The sequence below is a fragment of the Parvibaculum sp. genome (assembly GCF_035511255.1).
GTDB lineage: Bacteria > Pseudomonadota > Alphaproteobacteria > Parvibaculales > Parvibaculaceae > Parvibaculum.
This window is the reverse complement of record NZ_DATKFR010000379.1, coordinates 1-17,241: the sequence shown is the minus strand read 5'-3', so window position 1 is coordinate 17,241 and position 17,241 is coordinate 1. Positions and strand designations below refer to the sequence as shown.

Sequence of the window (17,241 nt, the reverse complement as noted above, 5' to 3'; positions counted from 1 at the left end):
CGTCGAGCGCGTCGTGGAGCGCGCCAACGAACGCGCGAAACTTCCCGACCGCCGCAAGGGCTACACGCAGAAGGCGCTGGTCGGCGGCCACAAGGTCTATCTCCGCACCGGCGAATATGAAGACGGCAAGATCGGCGAGATTTTCATCGACATGCACAAGGAAGGCGCCGCCTTCCGCTCGCTGATGAACAACTTCGCCATCGCGATCTCGCTCGGCCTGCAATATGGCGTGCCGCTCGAGGAATATGTCGACGCCTTCACCTTCACGCGCTTCGAGCCGGCGGGTCTCGTCCAGGGCAACGACCGCATCAAGAACGCGACCTCGATCCTCGACTATGTCTTCCGCGAACTCGCCGTCTCCTATCTCGGCCGTTCCGATCTTGGCCATGTCGATCCGAAGGATATCGGTTTCGACGCAATGGGCAGCGGCGCCGACGAAGGCAAGCTTCCGGCCTCGAGCGTGGTGAGCCCCGGCTTCACCCGCAATCCGCAAATGGCGAACCTCTATATCGTGCGCGGCGGTGCGGCCACCATGCGCGCGCAGGTCGCGGGCGCGACCGCCACGGCGGCCATCCTCGACGCCTCCGAACATGCCGAAGAACTCGCCCTTCAGGCCACCCTCCGCACCGAGAGCACCACGGTCTCCTTCAGCCGCGTCGCCGAAGCCCGCCTGAAAGGCTACGAAGGCGAAGCCTGCGGCGAATGCGGCAACTTCACGATGGTGCGGAACGGGACCTGCCTGAAATGCGACACCTGCGGCGGGACGAGCGGGTGTAGCTGAGGTCGTACGGTAAGAGAGGAGCTAGTTGGAAATTTTTATCAGCCGTCGAGTGTTCGGTGTCCCTTCAAATAGATATATGCGCTTTGCCGTATAGACCAATCTTCCAAGAAGAAATTCCGTACTCTTTCGATTTCCGGCGTGGTCAATGGTGTCGAATTCTAGAGCCACGCTATATTCCCCCTTCGACGACTGACACTCGGGAGCGTCTCTAATCATATTGGGTAATGGTTCAAAGTCCCAAAAGCCCGTTAAAACTTGGCCTCCTGTCAGCGCAACAGCTATTGCCCGGCTTACATTCTTTCCGTCAAAGGACCGGTTCCATTCCAAGCCCAAATTACCCTTACTGAGTATACAAGCGGCGTCGGAAAGTTCGGACGAAGTGGGCTCGGCCGATAGCGTTACGTTTTCTACAACTATCGGCTTGTTGCCCACATTCACGAAGATGCCGACAAATCCCAGCAGCGGACCTTTCCCAAAACGCCCTTCCGCGATGCTCCACTCTGGACGAGAGATTGAAACGTAAGTCTCCGAAGATTCATAAAAAAATTGAAAATAGAGCGCAAAGCCAGACAACAGCAGCGCGGCAATCGAGATCGCGTTGGCAAAATTGTTGGTCAACCATTGCGAGATCCTTCTTTTCATCTGTGATGATCTTTCCAATTGGCCTCTCAAGCATGTAGCCAGATAACCAGGGCAGGTTTGCGAAAAAAGGAGTTCATGTCATCGCAACCCGCTCCTCACAAAAGAAGACTACGAAGAACTAACCAAATGATGCTGTGATGTAGCAACTCAACACAATTCCACCCTGCCACTAATTAACAGACAAACGAATCTGAGGAATTGATCGTTTAGCGGTTTCAACCACTCCCCCCAAAATCGTCATGCGCGGGCTTGACCCGCGTATCCACGTCTTCTCTGATCCGGCTGAACAGAAAGCGGCGCGGGATCGCCCGCCGCCCGCAACGAAGGACGCCGAGCCAGATGCATCTCAAACACTTGACCACCGCTCTCCTGTTCAGCGCCCTCCTCTCCACCGCCGCCCTCGCCGAGGACGGCAATACGCTCCGCATCGGCACGCCCGAGGCCTCCCAGCCGCAGGACAATCCGCAGGCCGACGCCCGTGCCGCTTTCGAGCGCGGCGACATGGCGGCGGCGCTGAAAATCCTCGAACCGCTGGCCTGGTCCGGCGACGCCTCGGCGCAATACAATCTCGGCGTGATCTACAACAACGGCCAGGGCGGCGTCGCCCGCGACATGGCCAAGGCGGTGAGCTGGTACGACAAATCCGCGCGACAGGGCAACGCGCTCGCGCAACTCAATCTCGGCATCCTCTACCGGCAGGGTCAGGGCGTCGCGCAGGATTATCCGCGCGCCTATATGTGGACCGAAATGAGCAAGGCGGGCCTCACCGGCGCGGAAGGCGCACAGGCCGCGCGTTACAGCAGAGAAATCGCAAAACTGATGACGCCCGAGCAGACCGAGGCCGCCGAGGAGATGATCGACAACTGCAAACTCGCCGGCGTCAGGAGTTGCGACTAGGCCGCGGGCCGGTCAGCGCGCGTCCCTGAGCGTTCGCTCCGCCAACACGCGCGCGGCGACATCCCACGCGCCGAACTGCGCGATGCGCGTTTCCCGCGAAATGACCTTTCGTCCCTCCTCCGCCATGTCCGACGAGAAGTGCCAGGTATTGCCGCCGGAATTGTTCTCGAGCACATAGAGTCTGCCCGTTCCCGCCTCGCGGATGATGTCGATCCCCTGCAGCGGAATACCGGGCATGGCGCGCGCAACGCGGCGGCCATAGGCAAGAATGTCCGGCGGCGCCGCCAACTCGTTCGTCGCCCTGTCTTGCGCATTGGCTGCCACCTGCGACCGCAGCAACGCGTCATCCGGCGCATCGAGCGGCGCCCGCTTTTCGTTCGCCCGGCTGCGGACGCACATGACCGGCTCGCCGAAAAGCGTCAGCACCCGATAGCTGGTGGCGTATTCACCGGTATCGATGAAGCGTTGCACCAGCACCGGCCCCTTGCGCGCCGGGTGATGTGGCGGAAAGAGCTTCGGCGCAAGGGGGCCCACGGTCTCCGTGCGCAACAGATAGGTGAAGCGCCCGCGCGAAGCGGTGTCCGGCGTCGTCGGCTTCATCACCACATGATCGCCCCAGAAGCCCCGCGCCAGCGGACGGCCGAATTCATAGGCGATAGTTAGCGGCACATCGAGCCCCGCCTTCTGGAATATCTGAAGCTGCTTGAGCTTGTAGATCGGCCGTCCGGCATAGCTGAGGCCGCGTTTCGGTCTGAACTTTACCGGCCAGCGAAAGGAGACGGTCAGGCTCGGCCGGGTCCATATCTCCTCCGGCAATCCGCTCTCGGCAACGGCGACGTCATGGGCCGCGATATGAACATCGACCTCCGGCGCCAACGCGGTGACTTTCGCGGCGATCTCCTCGAGATCTTGTCGCGATTGCCCGCCTACATGATTGACGAGGATGAGATTGCGCGTCTTCACGACCAATTTGTCTTCTCCCGAAACTGACGACGCCCAGTCAGATGCAGCCCCGGACATGTCGAGAACCGTAAGCTCGCCGGTGTCCGGAACGGCTAGCGCGCTTCCTTCAGCACCCGCTCCGTCAGGACGCGGGCGGCGATGTCCCAGGCCCCGAATTGAGCGATACGCTCTTCACGGGAGATGAACTGGCGACTCTCCGCGGCGAGTGCGGATGAGAAGTTCCAGGTATTGCCGCCCGAATTGTTCTCAAGCACGTAAAGTTTGCCCGTCTTCTCCTCGCGGATGAGGTCGACCCCCTGCAACGGCACACCGGCCATGGTGCGCGCGACGCGGCGGCCGTAGTCGAGGATGTCGGGCGGCGCCACCAGATCGTTGATCATCCTGCTCTGCGCATTGGCCGCGACCTGTGAGCGCAACAAAACCTCGTCGGGTGCGTCAAGCGGCGGCCGCTTTTCCTTCGCCCGGCTGAGCAAGCACATGAGCGGCTCGCCGAACAGCGTCAGGACGCGGTAACAGGTCGCGTACTCGCCCGTATCGACATATTTCTGCACCAGCACAGGTCCCTTGCGCACCGGATGCTCCGATGGGAAGAGTCGCGGTGCCAGTGGCGCCACCGCCTCCGTCCGCAGCAAATAGGTGAAGCGCCCCCGAGATGCGATTTCCGTCACCGTCGGCTTCATCACCACATGTTCGCCCCAGAAGTTGCGCGCGAGGGGCCGGCCGAATTCATAGGCGATGGTTCGCGGCACATTGAGTCCCGCCTTCTGGAATATCTGAAGCTGCTTCAGCTTGTAGACCGGCCGCCCGGTATAGACGAGACCGCGCTTCGGCCTGAACTTCTCCGGCCAGCGGAAGGAGACCGTGAGGCTCGGTCGGGTCCATATCTCCTCCGGCAGCCCGTTCTCGGCGGCGGTGGCGTTGTGCGCCGCGATGTGAACGTCGACCTCCGGCGCCAGCGCGACGACTTTCGCGGCGATTTCCTCGAGATCCTGCCGCGACTGCCCGCCCGGATGGTTGACGAGGATCAGATTGCGCGTCTTGCCTGCCATGAAAGGCCCCTTCCGCTGCCTGCCTCATTTTCCCGAATGGAGACGCATCGGTCGCGGTAAGACCCGTCCAATCCGGCGCGAAAGAACGTGGACAGAACGTCGTCGGCTCCGGGAGCAAAACCCCGTTCTCGTGCGTTTACCGCCGAGGTGCGCCTATTTGCCGTCTCATTTCAGTCAAATTGCGTACCTAGATTGAACGGCGTTGAACAAGACGCGGCCCTTCTCCTCCCTGCCGAGGTACAAAGCCCATGACACAGAACCTGAACCAGCACACCCCTTCGAAACCCGCGAAATTGAGGATGCTCCTCGCCGCGGCGGCCTTCGTCGCCATCGGCAGCGCGCCCGCCTTAGCCGCCGGCACGATCTACGACACGTTGAAGTCGGACCCGCAATTCTCGACCCTCGTGAAGGTCATCGACGCGAACGGCGTCAAATATCAGTACACGGCCTCGACGCCGCGCACCGTCTTCGCCCCCACCAACGAAGCCTTCGACAAGATCAAGGGCGGCTACGACGACATGACCAATCCGTCGAACCCGAGCGACAAGCAGAACGTGCAGGCGCTGCTGCTCTACCAGATCGTCCCCGGACGCATCACCGCCGAAAGCGTCGGCGCGGGCAAGACCATCAATACCTTCCAGAAGGATCCGGTGACGATCTCGCCGGGCGCCAACGGCCTGCACTATGGCGGCGATTTCGGCGCTGATCAGGCGGGCTCCGCAATCGAGGCCTCGAACGGCATCATCGTGCCGGTGAGCAGCCTGCCGACGCCGGTCTTCTCCCAGAGCGAGGACACGACATCGGGCATAGCGCCGTCGTCCGGCCAGCAGACGGCCCCCGCCGCCGGCACCCTCCAGGCCCCGGGCCAGTAAACCCCTTCAGCGACATATGCCCCTATGAATGAGGCACTTCCCCCGTGGGAAGTGCCTTTTTCATTTCACCGCCCGCACCGGCCTCACCCGGTCGTAGACCAGATGGAAGAGATAGGTGTAGCCGAAATAGACCGCCGTGAAGCCGAGATCGGCGATGAAGGCGACGAACCAGCCCTCGCCGCTCATGAAGGCGATGATCGGCACGGCGAAAATCGTGATCGACGCCTCGTAAAGCGCCGAATGCAGCAGGCGGATGCGAAAGGTCTTCAGATGCGCCGGCCGACCGGTCCAGCGCAACAGCAACCGGTCGAACACCGCGTTGTAGATCGCCGACCAGACAACCACGACCGTCGAAATCCAGGCCATGGTGATGAAGGAATTGTCGAGCGGCAGGCCCATCGCGAAGCTGTAGGCGGGCGTCAGGAGCGCAAGCCCGATCGCCTCGTAGAGCACCGCCTGAAACACCCGCTCCTTCGTGCTGCGCAGCATGGGCTTCCCTCAGGGAAAAAGACTGGCCTCAACGAAAAAAGCCGGAGCCTTCCGGCCCCGGCCCTGTTTTCGGCGCGGGCGATCAGCCCTTCTTGTCGAGCGGCGGCACGACGCGGATGTGAAGTTCCTTCAGCTGCTTCGGCGTCACTTCCGACGGCGCCTGCATAAGCAGGTCCTGCGCCTGCTGATTCATCGGGAACATCGTCACTTCGCGCAGGTTCTCGACGCCCGCCAGCAGCATCACCATGCGGTCGATGCCCGGCGCGAGCCCGCCGTGAGGCGGCGCGCCATATTTGAAGGCATTGAGCATGCCGCCGAACTTCGTCTCCACCGTTTCCTTCTCGTAACCGGCGATGGCGAAGGCCTTGTACATGATCTCCGGCTTGTGGTTCCGGATCGCGCCCGAGGACAGCTCCACGCCATTGCAGACGATATCGTACTGATAGGCGTTGATCGTCAGCGGGTCCTGATTTTCGAGCGCCTCGAGTCCGCCCTGCGGCATCGAGAACGGGTTGTGCGAGAAGTCGACCCGCTTCTCGTCTTCGTTCCACTCGAACATCGGGAAGTCGACGATCCAGCAGAACTTGAAGATGCCGTCCTCGATGAGGCTCAGTTCCTTGCCGATGCGCGTCCGCGCCGCGCCGGCAAAGGCGGTGAAGTTCTTCGGCTGGCCGGCGACGAAGAAGACGGCGTCTCCCTCCTTCAATCCGAGCTCGGCGCGAAGCTGCTCCGTTCTCTCAGGACCGATGTTTTTCGCAAGCGGGCCGGCACCTTCCAGCGCTCCGTTCTCGGAACGGTAGAAGATATAGCCGAGCCCCGGCTGGCCCTCGCCCTGCGCCCAGGAGTTCATCCGGTCGCAGAAGGCGCGGTTGCCGCCGCCCGGCGCCGGGATCGCCCAGACCTCGACCTTCGGGTCCTTCTCGATCATTCCGGCAAAGACCTTGAAGCCCGAGCCGCGGAAGATATGCGTCGCTTCCGACATCTCGATCGGATTGCGCAGGTCGGGCTTGTCCGAGCCGTATTTCCGCATCGCATCCGCATAGGGAATGCGCGGGAACGGATAGGGCGTCACCGTCTTGCCGTCCGCGAACTCCTCGAATAATCCATGAAGAATGGGCTCGATCGCAGAGAAAACATCGTCCTGGGAGACGAAGCTCATCTCGACGTCGAGCTGGTAGAACTCGCCCGGACTGCGGTCGGCACGGCCATCCTCGTCGCGGAAGCAGGGCGCGATCTGAAAGTAGCGGTCGAAGCCCGCCACCATGATGAGCTGCTTGAACTGCTGCGGCGCTTGCGGCAGCGCATAGAACTTGCCGGGATGGATACGGCTCGGCACCAGGAAGTCGCGCGCGCCTTCAGGCGATGAGGCCGTCAGGATCGGCGTCTGGAATTCGTTGAAGCCCGCCTCCGTCATGCGGCGGCGCGCCGAGGCGATGATCTTCGAGCGCAGCAGGATGTTCCTGTGCAGCGTCTCGCGGCGCAGGTCGAGAAAGCGGTAGCTGAGGCGAATGTCCTCGGGATAGTCGGGCTCGCCGAAGATCGGCAGCGGCAGCTCCAGCGCCTCTGACAGCACCTCGAGCGACGTCACCTGAATTTCGATCTCGCCGGTGCCCAGATTGGCGTTCACCGTCTCGCCCGACCGCGCGACGACCTTGCCCTCGACCTTGATGACCCACTCCGCGCGCACCTTCTCGGCCATGCCGAAAGCGGCTGCGTGATCCGGATCGAAGACGAGCTGCGTCAGCCCGTAATTGTCCCTGAGATCGATGAAAAGCAGCCCGCCATGGTCGCGCTTGCGGTGCACCCAGCCGGACAGCCGGACGCTCTCGCCGACATGAGATTTACGGAGCTCGCCACAGGTGTGGCTGCGATAGAGGTTCATCTCTATAAAGCCTTGATAATCCAGAACGAATCGCCGCAACGTAACGGAATGTTACGCCCCGACGGGCGAAAAGCGCATGGAAGAGCCCGGCTTGTCAAGAGTCGGGCGGGTTTGTTGGGTTGCGTGGCGTTCTACCTTCGGGCGCGGCCCGGACGGGAGGCAGTGAACAGGCTTGATGGATGCGCCGCTCTCGCGCCGCGACAGGGCCGCGACGATGGGTTATAGAAGCGCTCCATGAATATAATAACAGACACAGAAGCCCTCGCGGCCACCTGCGCACGTCTCTCCACAGCCGGCTTCGTCACGGTCGATACCGAGTTCATGCGCGACTCGACCTTCTGGTCGAAGCTCTGCCTGATCCAGCTTGCCGGCCCCGACGACGATTTCGTCATCGACCCGCTGGCCCCCGGCATCGACCTCGCGCCCTTTTACGAGCTGATGCGCAACAAGCAGGTCGTGAAGGTCTTTCATGCGGCGCGGCAGGACATCGAAATCTTCTGGCACGAAGCCCAGACGATCCCCGATCCCCTCTTCGACACGCAGGTCGCGGCCATGGTCTGCGGCTTCGGCGACAGCGTCGGCTACGAAACGCTGGTGAAGCGTCTCACCGGCGGCAGCGTCGACAAGTCATCGCGCTTCACCGACTGGTCGCGCCGCCCGCTTTCCGACAAACAGCTTCAATATGCGACCGGCGACGTCACCCATCTGCGCAAGATCTACGAGGTCCTCGCCCGCCGCCTGACCCAGACCGGCCGCGCCCGCTGGGTTGCCGAGGAAATGGCGATTCTGCAGGATCCGGAAACCTACGCCGTCCGCCCGGAAGATGCCTGGAAACGCCTCAAGACACGCTTCAAGGGCCAGAGGGGCCTCGCCGTGCTGGTGGAAGTCGCCGCCTGGCGCGAGCGTCAGGCGCAGGAGCGCGACCTGCCCCGCTCCCGCGTCCTCAAGGACGACGCGCTGGCCGAAATCGCAACGCAGATCCCGCGTTCCGCCGAAGATCTCGACCGCCTGCGCGCCGTGCCCAAGGGCCTCTCGAACAGCCGCTCCGCCGCCGCCCTGATGGAAGCGATCGAGCGCGGCCTCGCCATGCCCGAGGCGCAGATCCCGGTGGTCAAGGATGCCGAACCGCTCCCGCCCGGCATCGGGCCTCTCGTCGAACTTCTGAAGGTCCTCCTCGCCATGCGCTGCGAGGAGCACGAAGTGGCGCAGAAGCTGATCGCCAAGGTCTCCGACCTCGAACACATCGCGGCTCATGACGAAGCCGACGTCCCCGCCCTCAAGGGCTGGCGCCGCGAAGTCTTCGGCGCCGACGCACTCCGCCTCAAGCGCGGCGAGCTGGCTCTGAGCGCCAAGGGCAAGCGCATCGTCCTGATCGAGACGGGTAAAGGCGAGCGCTGAGAGGTCGTCCGTACGAAGTTGATTTCGTATGAGCATTGTTGAAGAAATTGCCAATTTAAATTTCTGGGAAATCATGTATTATAGCAAATAGTCTGAGTATTTTAGATGGTGAAGAGACAATAAACTTCAATCACACCTCGGATATTCGACTGCAGTACCTACCGCTGGGGTAGATTAGTGCGTTCAAAGCGAGCCGGACGAGAGCGTGGTGAAAACGGGCCTTGGGTTGATGCCGCTGGCGCACTCGCGAACGCGGATGGCGGCATCCGGGCCCGGCTGCTGGCGGGCGAGACGGCAAATTTCAGCGACCGAGAACTGCTGGAAGCTCTTCTTGCTTTCGGTTCCGGGCAGAAGGCAAAGGCTAGGCGCCAGGCCAAAACCCTTATCGAGCGTTTCGGCACTCTCGGCGACGTCATCGCCGAAGACACCGAATTGCTGCTCGAAACGAGAAATGTCGATGAGGAGATAGTACTCCTCTTTCGTCTGGTCCAGTCGATCGCCGTTCAGTTGACGAGAAACCGGGTTCGGCAGCGCCATGCGATATCCTCTACCGATGCGCTGATCGACTATTGCCGCGTCGCCCTTTCTCGCCTTCGTGTGGAGCGCTTCCTCGTGCTCTTCCTCAACAGCAAGAACATGCTGATCGGCGAAACTCGAATCGAGGGCACCGTCGACCATGCGCCGGTCTACCCGCGCGAGATCGTCAAACGCGCATTGGCGCTCAATGCCTCGTCCGTCATCCTCGTCCATAATCATCCATCCGGCGACCCCACTCCGTCTCTCGCCGACATTCACATGACCGAAAAAATCTCGTCGATCGGAGCACTCCTCGGCGTCCGCGTACTCGACCATCTTGTCATGGGGCGGTCGGGCCACGTGAGTTTCAGGGAGCAGGGATTGCTGGGAAGGCAGGCGGCGGAATGACTCACCGCCCGACGCGCATCTCGCCCTTGCGGTCGATGGCGCGGGCGAGCGCCGCGAGCCGGCGCTGCACGACTTCACCGAGCAGCGTCTCGTAACGCCTGGGCACGACCAGCGTGACCGTGTTTTTCGTTACCTCGAGCTTCGTCTTCGGCAGCATGCCCGTCGTCGCCGCGCAGAGCGTGAAGGCAAGCCGGAGCGCAAGGCCGAGCACCAGCGCGCGGTAATTTTCCGTCTCCGTTAGAATGCCGGAAAGATCGCCGATGAGCTCCGGCTCGCCCCGTCCCTCATGCCGGTGATAGCCGACACGCGCAAGAAACAACCGCCCCGAATGGTCGACGCCCGAAAAAGGCGCGAGCAATATCTGCGTCATCGAATGGTGCGCCCGGTAATCGGGATGCACATACCAGCCGATATCGGCGAGGATGCAGGCGGCGTGCCTGAGCCGCGCTTGTTCCCGCGTTTCGCCGAGGACGTCATCGCGAAAAAGCGGCGCCGTCCAGGGCGTCAGTTCGTCGCCATGCTGCGGAAAGCGCGCCAGCCTTTCGGCGAGATCGCGGCAACCTTCGATCAGCGGGTCTTTCGACTGTTCACGCTTTTCAAGCTGGTCGAAGAGGATGCCCTCGCGAAGCCCATAGGCCGAGACGACGACTTCCTTCGCCTTCATCGCGGCGATGACCTTTTCGAGAACCAGCGCGCCGAAGGGCAGCGTATCGATACGGCGCTCGGAAATATCGGGAATCTGCGCCAGCGTCTTGGGACCCAGCTTCTCGATAACCTTCGCGATGTCGGCCGCGTCGCGCGCCGGGATCACATATTGATGCAGCACATGGATCGGATAATGGCGCTGCGCCATGTGAATGCGCGCGAGGTTGCGCCAGACGCCGCCGACCACATAGAGACGCTTTCCCTGGCAGTCCTTCAGGACGTCGAGCCCCTTCAACGCCTTGTCGACGATCGTCTCGGCCGCCTGGAGATTGTTTTTCGACTGATCGATGATGCGTAAAGGCCCGAGAGGTAGCGTCGCGCCGGTGCCGAGTCGCTTGCCGCCCGAGACGCCCACGAGTTCGAGGCTTGCGCCGCCGAGATCGCCCACCACGCCGTCGGCATCGGGAATGCCCGACAATACGCCCTGCGCCGACAGCCGCGCCTCCTCGGCGCCGGACACGAGCTGAATCTTGAAGCCGCATATCTTTTCGGCACGAGCGAGAAACTCCGCCCCGTCTTCAGCATCGCGCACGGCGGCCGTCGCGGCAACAACGAGCCGCCTAATGCCGATTTGCTCCTTGAGTGCGATGAAGCGGCGCAACGCATCGAGCGCCCGCTCGATTCCCTTCGGATCGAGGCGTCCCGTGCTCGACAGCGTACGACCGAGGCCGCACAGGACCTTCTCGTTGAAAACGAGCACGGGGCTCCGCACCGCCGCCGCATAGACGACGAGGCGGACGGAATTCGAGCCAAGATCGATGATGCCGAACCGGCCGGTCGACTTCCTGCCGCCGCTCAAAGGAACCCCACGAGTCTGTAATTCGCAGGAGAGAACCTAATCCCTGGCCGCCCTCGCGTCACCGCTTTTGACGTCGAAGGTTGGGGGTAGATTGTCGCGCAAGGATGTCCCACGACCGGAAAGGCTCGCATTGTTCATGAAATAGGTATGCGCATTGAAGGGTTCTTCCCCTTCCGGCACGGACATGCGCTCATAAGACCCGTCCGACCTCAGCTGCCAACTTTGCTGATTGTCCCTCAGATTCGCAACCATGATCTGGTCCATGACCTGGTCGTGAACGGTCGGGTTCAGGATGGGGACGAGAACTTCCACGCGGCGGTCGAGATTGCGCGGCATCCAGTCGGCCGAGGAGATATAGACCTTCGCCTTGTCGGACGGAAGGCCGTGGCCGTTGCCGAAGCAGATGATGCGTGAATGTTCGAGAAACCGCCCGACAATGCTCTTGACACGGATGTTCTCGGAAAGCCCCGGCACGCCCGGCCGCAGGCAGCAGATGCCGCGAATGACGAGTTCGATCTTCACGCCCGCCCGGCTCGCCTCGTAAAGCGTATCGATGATCTCCGGGTCCACCAGCGAATTGAGCTTCACCCAGATCGCCGCCGGCCGTCCTTTCTTCGCATGCGCGATCTCCTCTCCGATATCGGACAGGAGCCGCTTGCGCAGGCTGACCGGGGAGACCGCAAGCAGGTTCAGGTGCTTGGGCTCGGCATAGCCGGTGATGAAGTTGAAGATCTGCGACACATCCGCCGCGAGCAGCGGGTCGCAGGTGAACATCGAAAGATCGGTATAGATCTTCGCCGTCACCGGATGATAGTTGCCGGTACCGAAATGGACGTAGGAGCGCAGCGCCCCGCCCTCGCGGCGCACCACCAGCGAAAGCTTGGCATGCGTCTTCAGCTCGATGAAACCGAACACGACCTGCACGCCGGCGCGTTCCAGATTGCGCGCCCAGACGATATTCGCGGCCTCGTCGAACCGCGCCTTGAGCTCCACCAGCGCCGTCACCGACTTGCCGGCCTCGGCCGCTTCGATCAGCGCCTGCACGATCGGGCTGTCCTTGGATGTGCGGTAAAGCGTCTGCTTGATCGCGACGACATCCGGGTCCGCCGCCGCCTGGCGAATGAACTGCACGACGACATCGAAGGATTCATACGGATGATGGACGATGATGTCCTTCGAGCGGATGGCCGCGAGGCAATCGCCGCCATGGTCGCGGATGCGCTCGGGAAAGCGCGCATTGTAGGGCGGAAACTTGAGATCGGGCCGGTCGTCGACGATGAGCTGGCTCGTCTGCGCGAGACCGAGCAACCCGTCGACCATGACGAGCTCCTTGTCCGTCACGCCGAGTTCGCTCACCACCAGATCGCGCAGCGACGGCGGCGTCGATGCCTGGATTTTCAACCGGATGACGCTGCCGCGGCGGCGGCGCTTCAGCGCGGATTCGAAATAGCGCACGAGGTCTTCGGCCTCTTCCTCGATTTCGATATCGCTGTCGCGCAGCAGGCGGAACGCGCCCTGCCCGATCACCTTGTAGCCGGGGAAAAGCCGATCGAGGAAAAGCCCGATCATGTCTTCGAGCGACATGAAATGGATTTGGCCCGCCGCCTCGCCCGTCTCGCGGCCGGGCAGCCGGATAAAACGCTCGACCTGCGTCGGGATCGGCAGCAGCGCATCCATCAGCTTGCCGTCCGTCTGCCGCTGAAGCTGCAGCGCGAGCGCGAAGCCGAGATTTGGAATGAACGGAAAGGGATGTGCCGGGTCGATGGCCAGCGGCGTCAGCACCGGGAAGACCTGTTCGAGAAATCGGTTCTCGAGCCAGGCGAATTCTTCCGGCGTCACTTCGTTGGGGGCGAGCAGCGAAAGGCCGGCCTCGCGCAGCTCGCCGCCGATCTGCAGCCATTGCCGCTGCTGCTCCTGCATCAGCTTGTTGGCCGCATCGTTGACGAGATCGAGCTGCTGCGCCGCGGTGAGCCCATCCTGGCTCAGCGTCTCGACGCCCGCGCGCACCTGCCCACGCAGGCCCGCGACACGCACCATGTAGAACTCGTCGAGGTTCGACGCCGAGATCGAAAGGAACCGCAACCGCTCCAGCATCGGATGATTGACGTTCGCCGTCTCTTCCAGCACACGCATGTTGAAAGCGAGCCAGGAAAGTTCGCGATTGATGAAGCGCTCCGTCGCACTCACCTCGATTGAGAGCGCGGGCTTCTCCTCGATGGGCAGGCTTTCGGGCTCCGGCGCGGCTGAAACCGACACGGGCTCCGCCTTGCGGGCAAGCGGCGGCAGAGGCTTCACGGGCTTCGTCTCTTTCTCGTCGGTCGCAATATGGCGCGGCGTGGTGCTCATGGAAAAAGCCCGATGCGGTTCTGTGGAGTCGACCACTTTTCACCGAAGATTACGTCAAACATATGACTGAGTCATGACTTGCGGGGGCCGGCGGCTCAGGCGGAGAGAAGGTCACTTCTCCATCGAACGCAGCACCTCCGTCGCCAGCGGCACGGTGATCGCCCGCTTGCCCGAAAGCGAGGCCCGGTCGAGTGCATCCACGACGTCGCGCGCCACCGCGATCGAACGCTCGATGCGGGCGGCGAGATAGGCAATCAGCGGCTCGGCGACGCGGAGTTGCCGGTCGTCGAAGAGTTTTACCAGCACGCCGGCAAGCAACATGTCGTCCGGCGCGCCGAGCTCGGCGTGAGGGAGCGCCCGAAGCCGCGACGCGAGATCGGGTAGCCGCGTCGTGAGCCGCGCCGGTGCCTCCCGCCCGGTCACCAGCAGGAAGGCGCCTTCTTCCTTGGCGAGGTTGAGAAGGTGGAAGAGAGCGCGCTCGCCCGCATCCGTCAGCGCGCCGAGATTTTCAACGATGACCGCGCGGGAAGCCGCCAATGCCGGCACATCGGCCTCGGTAAGCGCCCCGGCCTCGATCCTCGCGGCCCCGCTCGCCGCCCGCCAGACTTCCGCGAGATGCGTCTTGCCGCTTCCCGCCGGCCCGGAAATCGCGATCGTCGGCCCGGGCCAGTCCGGCCAGGCGTCGACCAGCGCCACCGCCGCCTCGTTCGACGGCGCCACAAGGAAATCCTCGCGGCCATGCGCGATGCGATGACGAAGTTCGAAGACGAGCTGGCGTTCCATTCAGCCCTCGTCCGCGTCCCTGCCCGCCGCCTCGGCCGTCGCCGGACGCGGCATCTCTGCGCCCCGGTAAAGCCTGCTGTGTTCGTAGCTCGCGACCCCGAACCGCGCCAGCACGCCGATCGCCGCGGCGACAGGCACGGCCAGCAGCGCGCCGACGAAACCGAAGAGCGAGCTGAAGGCGAAAAGGGCGAACATCACCCAGACAGGGTGCAGCCTGATCTTGTCGCCGATGAGCTTGGGCTGAAGAAAATTGCCTTCGATGAACTGGCCGGCCACGAAAATACCGATGACGATCCCGATACTGACGAAATCCGGCCAGAACTGGAAACAGGCGAGCATCACCGAAACGACGAAGCCGGTCACCGTGCCGAGATACGGAATGAAGCTCAGAATGCCGGTCATGATGCCGACCACGAGGCCGAATGTGAGCCCTGCCGCCGACAGCCCGACCGCGTAGAAGGTGCCGAGAAACAGACACACCAGTCCCTGTCCGCGCAGAAAACCCGCGAGCACCTCGTCGATCTCCCGCGCCAGGCCGCGGACGGTCTCCACGTGCTCGCGCGGCAGAAGCTCGTCCAGCCGCGCGACCATCCGGTCCCAGTCGAGCAGCATGTAGAAGGCGACGACCGGCGTCACGACGATGAGCGAGATCAGGCCGACCAGCGCAAGGCCCTGCGAACCGAGCGTCGGCAGCAGGCTCAGAAGCCAGGACAGCCCCCCGCTCGCGACTTCGCGCACCGCCTTCTGGACGTCGGAATTGCTGCCGATCAGATGTGCGAGCTTGCCATGGCTAAGATCGTTGAGCGCGCTGCGCGCGCCGGTGACGATGTTCGGCAACACGTCGATGAAGGCGATCGTCTGCTGATAGAGCAGCGGCAGGAAGAGGATCGCGACGGCAAGCACGACGACGGTGAAGAAGACCGAGATGACCGTCGTCGCCATCAGCCGCGAAAGTCCGCGCGCCTCGAGCCTGTCGGCGAAGGGGTCGAGAAAATAGGCGACCGCCAGTCCCGCCACGAAGGGCAGCAGGATGCCCTTCAGCAGCCAGAGCATCAGCGCGAAAACGATGACGCCGCCGATCCAGATGGCGGTTTGGCGCTGTATGCTCATGAAATCCTCTCTATCTCAGCCGCAACGACCAGCCGTCGGCATCTTGCGCCAGCGCAATATTGGCCTGGGCGAGCGACAGCGCGAGCTTGTCCGGCGTGCCGCGATAATTGATCTGCACCTCCGCGCCGTTCGCGGCGATGCCTTCGACCTGCATACCTTCCACCAGCGCCGCCCTGCCGAGAGCCTTGCGGATCGCCTCCCACTGGTCGAGCCCCGAGAAGAACACCGACGCCGTGAGCTGCGCTTTCTCGCCCGCCCGCACAGCCGTTTCGCGCTTCCAGGGTTCGCCCAGCGCCAGCAGCGAGGCCGACGCGGCACTCCGTGCGAGGCCGGCAAAATCCGCCCCCTGCCCCGCAAACGTCTTCCTGATCGGCGCTTCGGCGCCCCCCGCGCCATAACGCGTCAGCGTCACGTCGAGTTTCGTACCCGCGGCGTCCGTGACGCCCTGCGCGACCACCACCTCGTCCGTGCCGTAGCGCGTGGCAAGCGCCGCCAGCGCCGCCTTGTCGCCGGCCACCGCCTGCGCCGCCGTCACCGTCGTGAATTCCTGCACATCGCCCATCGGCATCACCAGCGGCGTCATCGCGTCGGCAAGATCGACCGAGGCCCAGGCGTCGCGCCAGGGGTTCTGGTCTTCCCAGAGCAGCCGCGCGCCGGGCTTGTCGAGCACCGCCAGCAACACCGCCGTCTTCGCCTGTGTCTCGCCGAAGGCTATGTTACGCGCCCTCAGCATCCGGCGCACCGTATCCGGCTGGAAGCTGACATTGAGGTCGGCGATGTAGCGGGTCGAGCTCGTTTTCTCGCTGGCGACCGCGAAGCCCCGCACCGCGTCCTGCGCCGTCCGCGCATCCACCTGCGGCAGCGACGGCCAGTCTTCCGGCAGCGTCAGCCGCTTCAGAAGCTCGCCCAACGCCAGTTGCTGCGCCTTCGCCTGCGCGACGGTCCGGGCTTCGGCCGAGCTTTTGGCCGTTTCGTCCACATGGACGCCCTTGACCGTATAAAGATCGCCCGCCGCCGCGGGTGCCACCGCGAAAACCGCCAGCAACAGCCCCGTGACCAGTCCAAACGCCGCTCTCATCGACCCAAGCCCCTGATTCATAATACTTTTAGCCCCGCCGGGACCCCTTTTTCCGCATCGCAGGCTATAGTATCGCACGGGCCACGCGAAGCGGGGATAAGTCGTTTTCCGGCGGCGTCCCTTTTCTGCCCGGAGCGCCTTGCGCGGGACTGCGATTTCGGGTGTTTTGTGCCCCAATGATTCCCCCCGAACGGACCCTCTCGCCCATGACCCAAAGCTCCGGCAAGGACCGCCCGAACAGCTACACCTACGCCCAGGCCGGGGTCGACATCGACGCGGGCAACGCGCTCGTCCGGGCCATCGCGCCACTGGCGAAATCGACGCGCCGGCCCGGTGCCGACGCGGAGCTGGGCGGCTTCGGCGGCCTCTTCGACCTCAAGGCGACGGGGCTCAAGGACCCGGTGCTGGTCGCCGCCAATGATGGCGTCGGCACCAAGCTCAAGGTCGCCATCGAAGCCGGCATCCACGACACGGTCGGCATCGACCTCGTCGCAATGTCCGTGAACGATCTCGTCGTGCAGGG

General features: G+C 63.2%; 14 protein-coding genes and 2 pseudogenes. 6 read left to right on the top strand and 10 right to left on the bottom strand.

The window, feature by feature from the left end:
- Window positions 1-781 (top strand): annotated as a pseudogene (locus VMR03_RS14645) (vitamin B12-dependent ribonucleotide reductase); the annotation flags it as partial.
- Window positions 782-802: 21 nt separating this feature from the next.
- Here VMR03_RS14645 and VMR03_RS14640 read toward each other — a convergent pair.
- On the bottom strand, window positions 803-1,423 hold the full coding sequence (locus VMR03_RS14640) for a hypothetical protein (protein WP_325406492.1): 621 nt from the start codon (window positions 1,421-1,423) through the stop codon (window positions 803-805).
- Window positions 1,424-1,762: 339 nt separating this feature from the next.
- Between VMR03_RS14640 and VMR03_RS14635 the strand changes: the two genes are divergently transcribed.
- On the top strand, window positions 1,763-2,320 hold the full coding sequence (locus VMR03_RS14635; RefSeq protein WP_325406490.1) for a tetratricopeptide repeat protein: 558 nt from the start codon (window positions 1,763-1,765) through the stop codon (window positions 2,318-2,320).
- Between the two features lie 12 nt (window positions 2,321-2,332).
- On the opposite strand, the gene VMR03_RS14630 is transcribed toward VMR03_RS14635, so the two are convergent.
- Both VMR03_RS14630 and VMR03_RS14625 read right to left on the bottom strand, forming a co-directional pair.
- On the bottom strand, window positions 2,333-3,289 hold the full coding sequence (locus VMR03_RS14630) for a hypothetical protein (protein ID WP_325406488.1): 957 nt from the start codon (window positions 3,287-3,289) through the stop codon (window positions 2,333-2,335).
- Between the two features lie 86 nt (window positions 3,290-3,375).
- Window positions 3,376-4,332 (bottom strand): hypothetical protein, encoded by a 957-nt coding sequence (locus tag VMR03_RS14625; RefSeq protein WP_325406486.1) that lies wholly within the window; start codon window positions 4,330-4,332, stop codon window positions 3,376-3,378.
- 299 nt (window positions 4,333-4,631) lie between these two features.
- Between VMR03_RS14625 and VMR03_RS14620 the strand changes: the two genes are divergently transcribed.
- Window positions 4,632-5,204, top strand: coding sequence for a fasciclin domain-containing protein (locus tag VMR03_RS14620; protein WP_325406484.1), 573 nt, complete (start codon window positions 4,632-4,634; stop codon window positions 5,202-5,204).
- A gap of 60 nt (window positions 5,205-5,264) precedes the next feature.
- Here VMR03_RS14620 and VMR03_RS14615 read toward each other — a convergent pair whose 3' ends face one another.
- Entirely contained in the window at window positions 5,265-5,693 is a 429-nt protein-coding gene (locus VMR03_RS14615) for a PACE efflux transporter (protein ID WP_325406482.1), read from the bottom strand.
- A gap of 82 nt (window positions 5,694-5,775) precedes the next feature.
- Complete coding sequence (aspS, locus tag VMR03_RS14610) at window positions 5,776-7,575, bottom strand: aspartate--tRNA ligase (RefSeq protein ID WP_325406480.1); 1,800 nt, start codon at window positions 7,573-7,575, stop codon at window positions 5,776-5,778.
- A 234-nt stretch (window positions 7,576-7,809) separates the two neighbouring features.
- Between aspS and rnd the strand changes: the two genes are divergently transcribed.
- Window positions 7,810-8,973, top strand: a complete 1,164-nt coding sequence (rnd, locus tag VMR03_RS14605; RefSeq protein WP_325406478.1) for a ribonuclease D — start codon at window positions 7,810-7,812, stop codon at window positions 8,971-8,973.
- Window positions 8,974-9,150: 177 nt separating this feature from the next.
- Complete coding sequence (gene radC / locus VMR03_RS14600) at window positions 9,151-9,897, top strand: RadC family protein (protein WP_325406476.1); 747 nt, start codon at window positions 9,151-9,153, stop codon at window positions 9,895-9,897.
- 1 nt (window position 9,898) lies between these two features.
- On the opposite strand, the gene ppx is transcribed toward radC, so the two are convergent.
- From ppx to VMR03_RS14575, 5 genes are all read right to left on the bottom strand, one after another.
- The gene (ppx, locus tag VMR03_RS14595; protein WP_325406474.1) at window positions 9,899-11,401 is read right to left on the bottom strand and encodes an exopolyphosphatase; all 1,503 of its coding nucleotides are present in this window, start codon (window positions 11,399-11,401) and stop codon (window positions 9,899-9,901) included.
- A 36-nt stretch (window positions 11,402-11,437) separates the two neighbouring features.
- The gene (locus VMR03_RS14590) at window positions 11,438-13,747 is read right to left on the bottom strand and encodes an RNA degradosome polyphosphate kinase (RefSeq protein WP_325406472.1); all 2,310 of its coding nucleotides are present in this window, start codon (window positions 13,745-13,747) and stop codon (window positions 11,438-11,440) included.
- Window positions 13,748-13,858: 111 nt separating this feature from the next.
- Window positions 13,859-14,530, bottom strand: a complete 672-nt coding sequence (locus tag VMR03_RS14585) for an HdaA/DnaA family protein (protein ID WP_325406470.1) — start codon at window positions 14,528-14,530, stop codon at window positions 13,859-13,861.
- Complete coding sequence (locus VMR03_RS14580) at window positions 14,531-15,640, bottom strand: AI-2E family transporter (RefSeq protein ID WP_325406468.1); 1,110 nt, start codon at window positions 15,638-15,640, stop codon at window positions 14,531-14,533.
- Between the two features lie 10 nt (window positions 15,641-15,650).
- Window positions 15,651-16,718, bottom strand: a complete 1,068-nt coding sequence (locus VMR03_RS14575; protein ID WP_325406466.1) for a DUF2066 domain-containing protein — start codon at window positions 16,716-16,718, stop codon at window positions 15,651-15,653.
- Between the two features lie 206 nt (window positions 16,719-16,924).
- Between VMR03_RS14575 and VMR03_RS14570 the strand changes: the two are divergent.
- A pseudogene (locus VMR03_RS14570) lies at window positions 16,925-17,241 on the top strand (phosphoribosylformylglycinamidine cyclo-ligase); the annotation flags it as partial.

What these genes read in the sequence shown, in the direction of transcription:
- VMR03_RS14640 (WP_325406492.1), bottom strand. Translation starts at nt 1,423, where the DNA reads ATGAAAAGAAGGATCTCGCAATGGTTGACCAACAATTTTGCCAACGCG.
- VMR03_RS14635 (WP_325406490.1), top strand. Translation starts at nt 1,763, where the DNA reads ATGCATCTCAAACACTTGACCACCGCTCTCCTGTTCAGCGCCCTCCTC.
- VMR03_RS14625 (WP_325406486.1), bottom strand. Translation starts at nt 4,332, where the DNA reads ATGGCAGGCAAGACGCGCAATCTGATCCTCGTCAACCATCCGGGCGGG.
- VMR03_RS14620 (WP_325406484.1), top strand. Translation starts at nt 4,632, where the DNA reads ATGCTCCTCGCCGCGGCGGCCTTCGTCGCCATCGGCAGCGCGCCCGCC.
- VMR03_RS14615 (WP_325406482.1), bottom strand. Translation starts at nt 5,693, where the DNA reads ATGCTGCGCAGCACGAAGGAGCGGGTGTTTCAGGCGGTGCTCTACGAG.
- aspS (WP_325406480.1), bottom strand. Translation starts at nt 7,575, where the DNA reads ATGAACCTCTATCGCAGCCACACCTGTGGCGAGCTCCGTAAATCTCAT.
- rnd (WP_325406478.1), top strand. Translation starts at nt 7,810, where the DNA reads ATGAATATAATAACAGACACAGAAGCCCTCGCGGCCACCTGCGCACGT.
- VMR03_RS14590 (WP_325406472.1), bottom strand. Translation starts at nt 13,747, where the DNA reads ATGAGCACCACGCCGCGCCATATTGCGACCGACGAGAAAGAGACGAAG.
- VMR03_RS14585 (WP_325406470.1), bottom strand. Translation starts at nt 14,530, where the DNA reads ATGGAACGCCAGCTCGTCTTCGAACTTCGTCATCGCATCGCGCATGGC.
- VMR03_RS14580 (WP_325406468.1), bottom strand. Translation starts at nt 15,640, where the DNA reads ATGAGCATACAGCGCCAAACCGCCATCTGGATCGGCGGCGTCATCGTT.
- VMR03_RS14575 (WP_325406466.1), bottom strand. Translation starts at nt 16,718, where the DNA reads ATGAGAGCGGCGTTTGGACTGGTCACGGGGCTGTTGCTGGCGGTTTTC.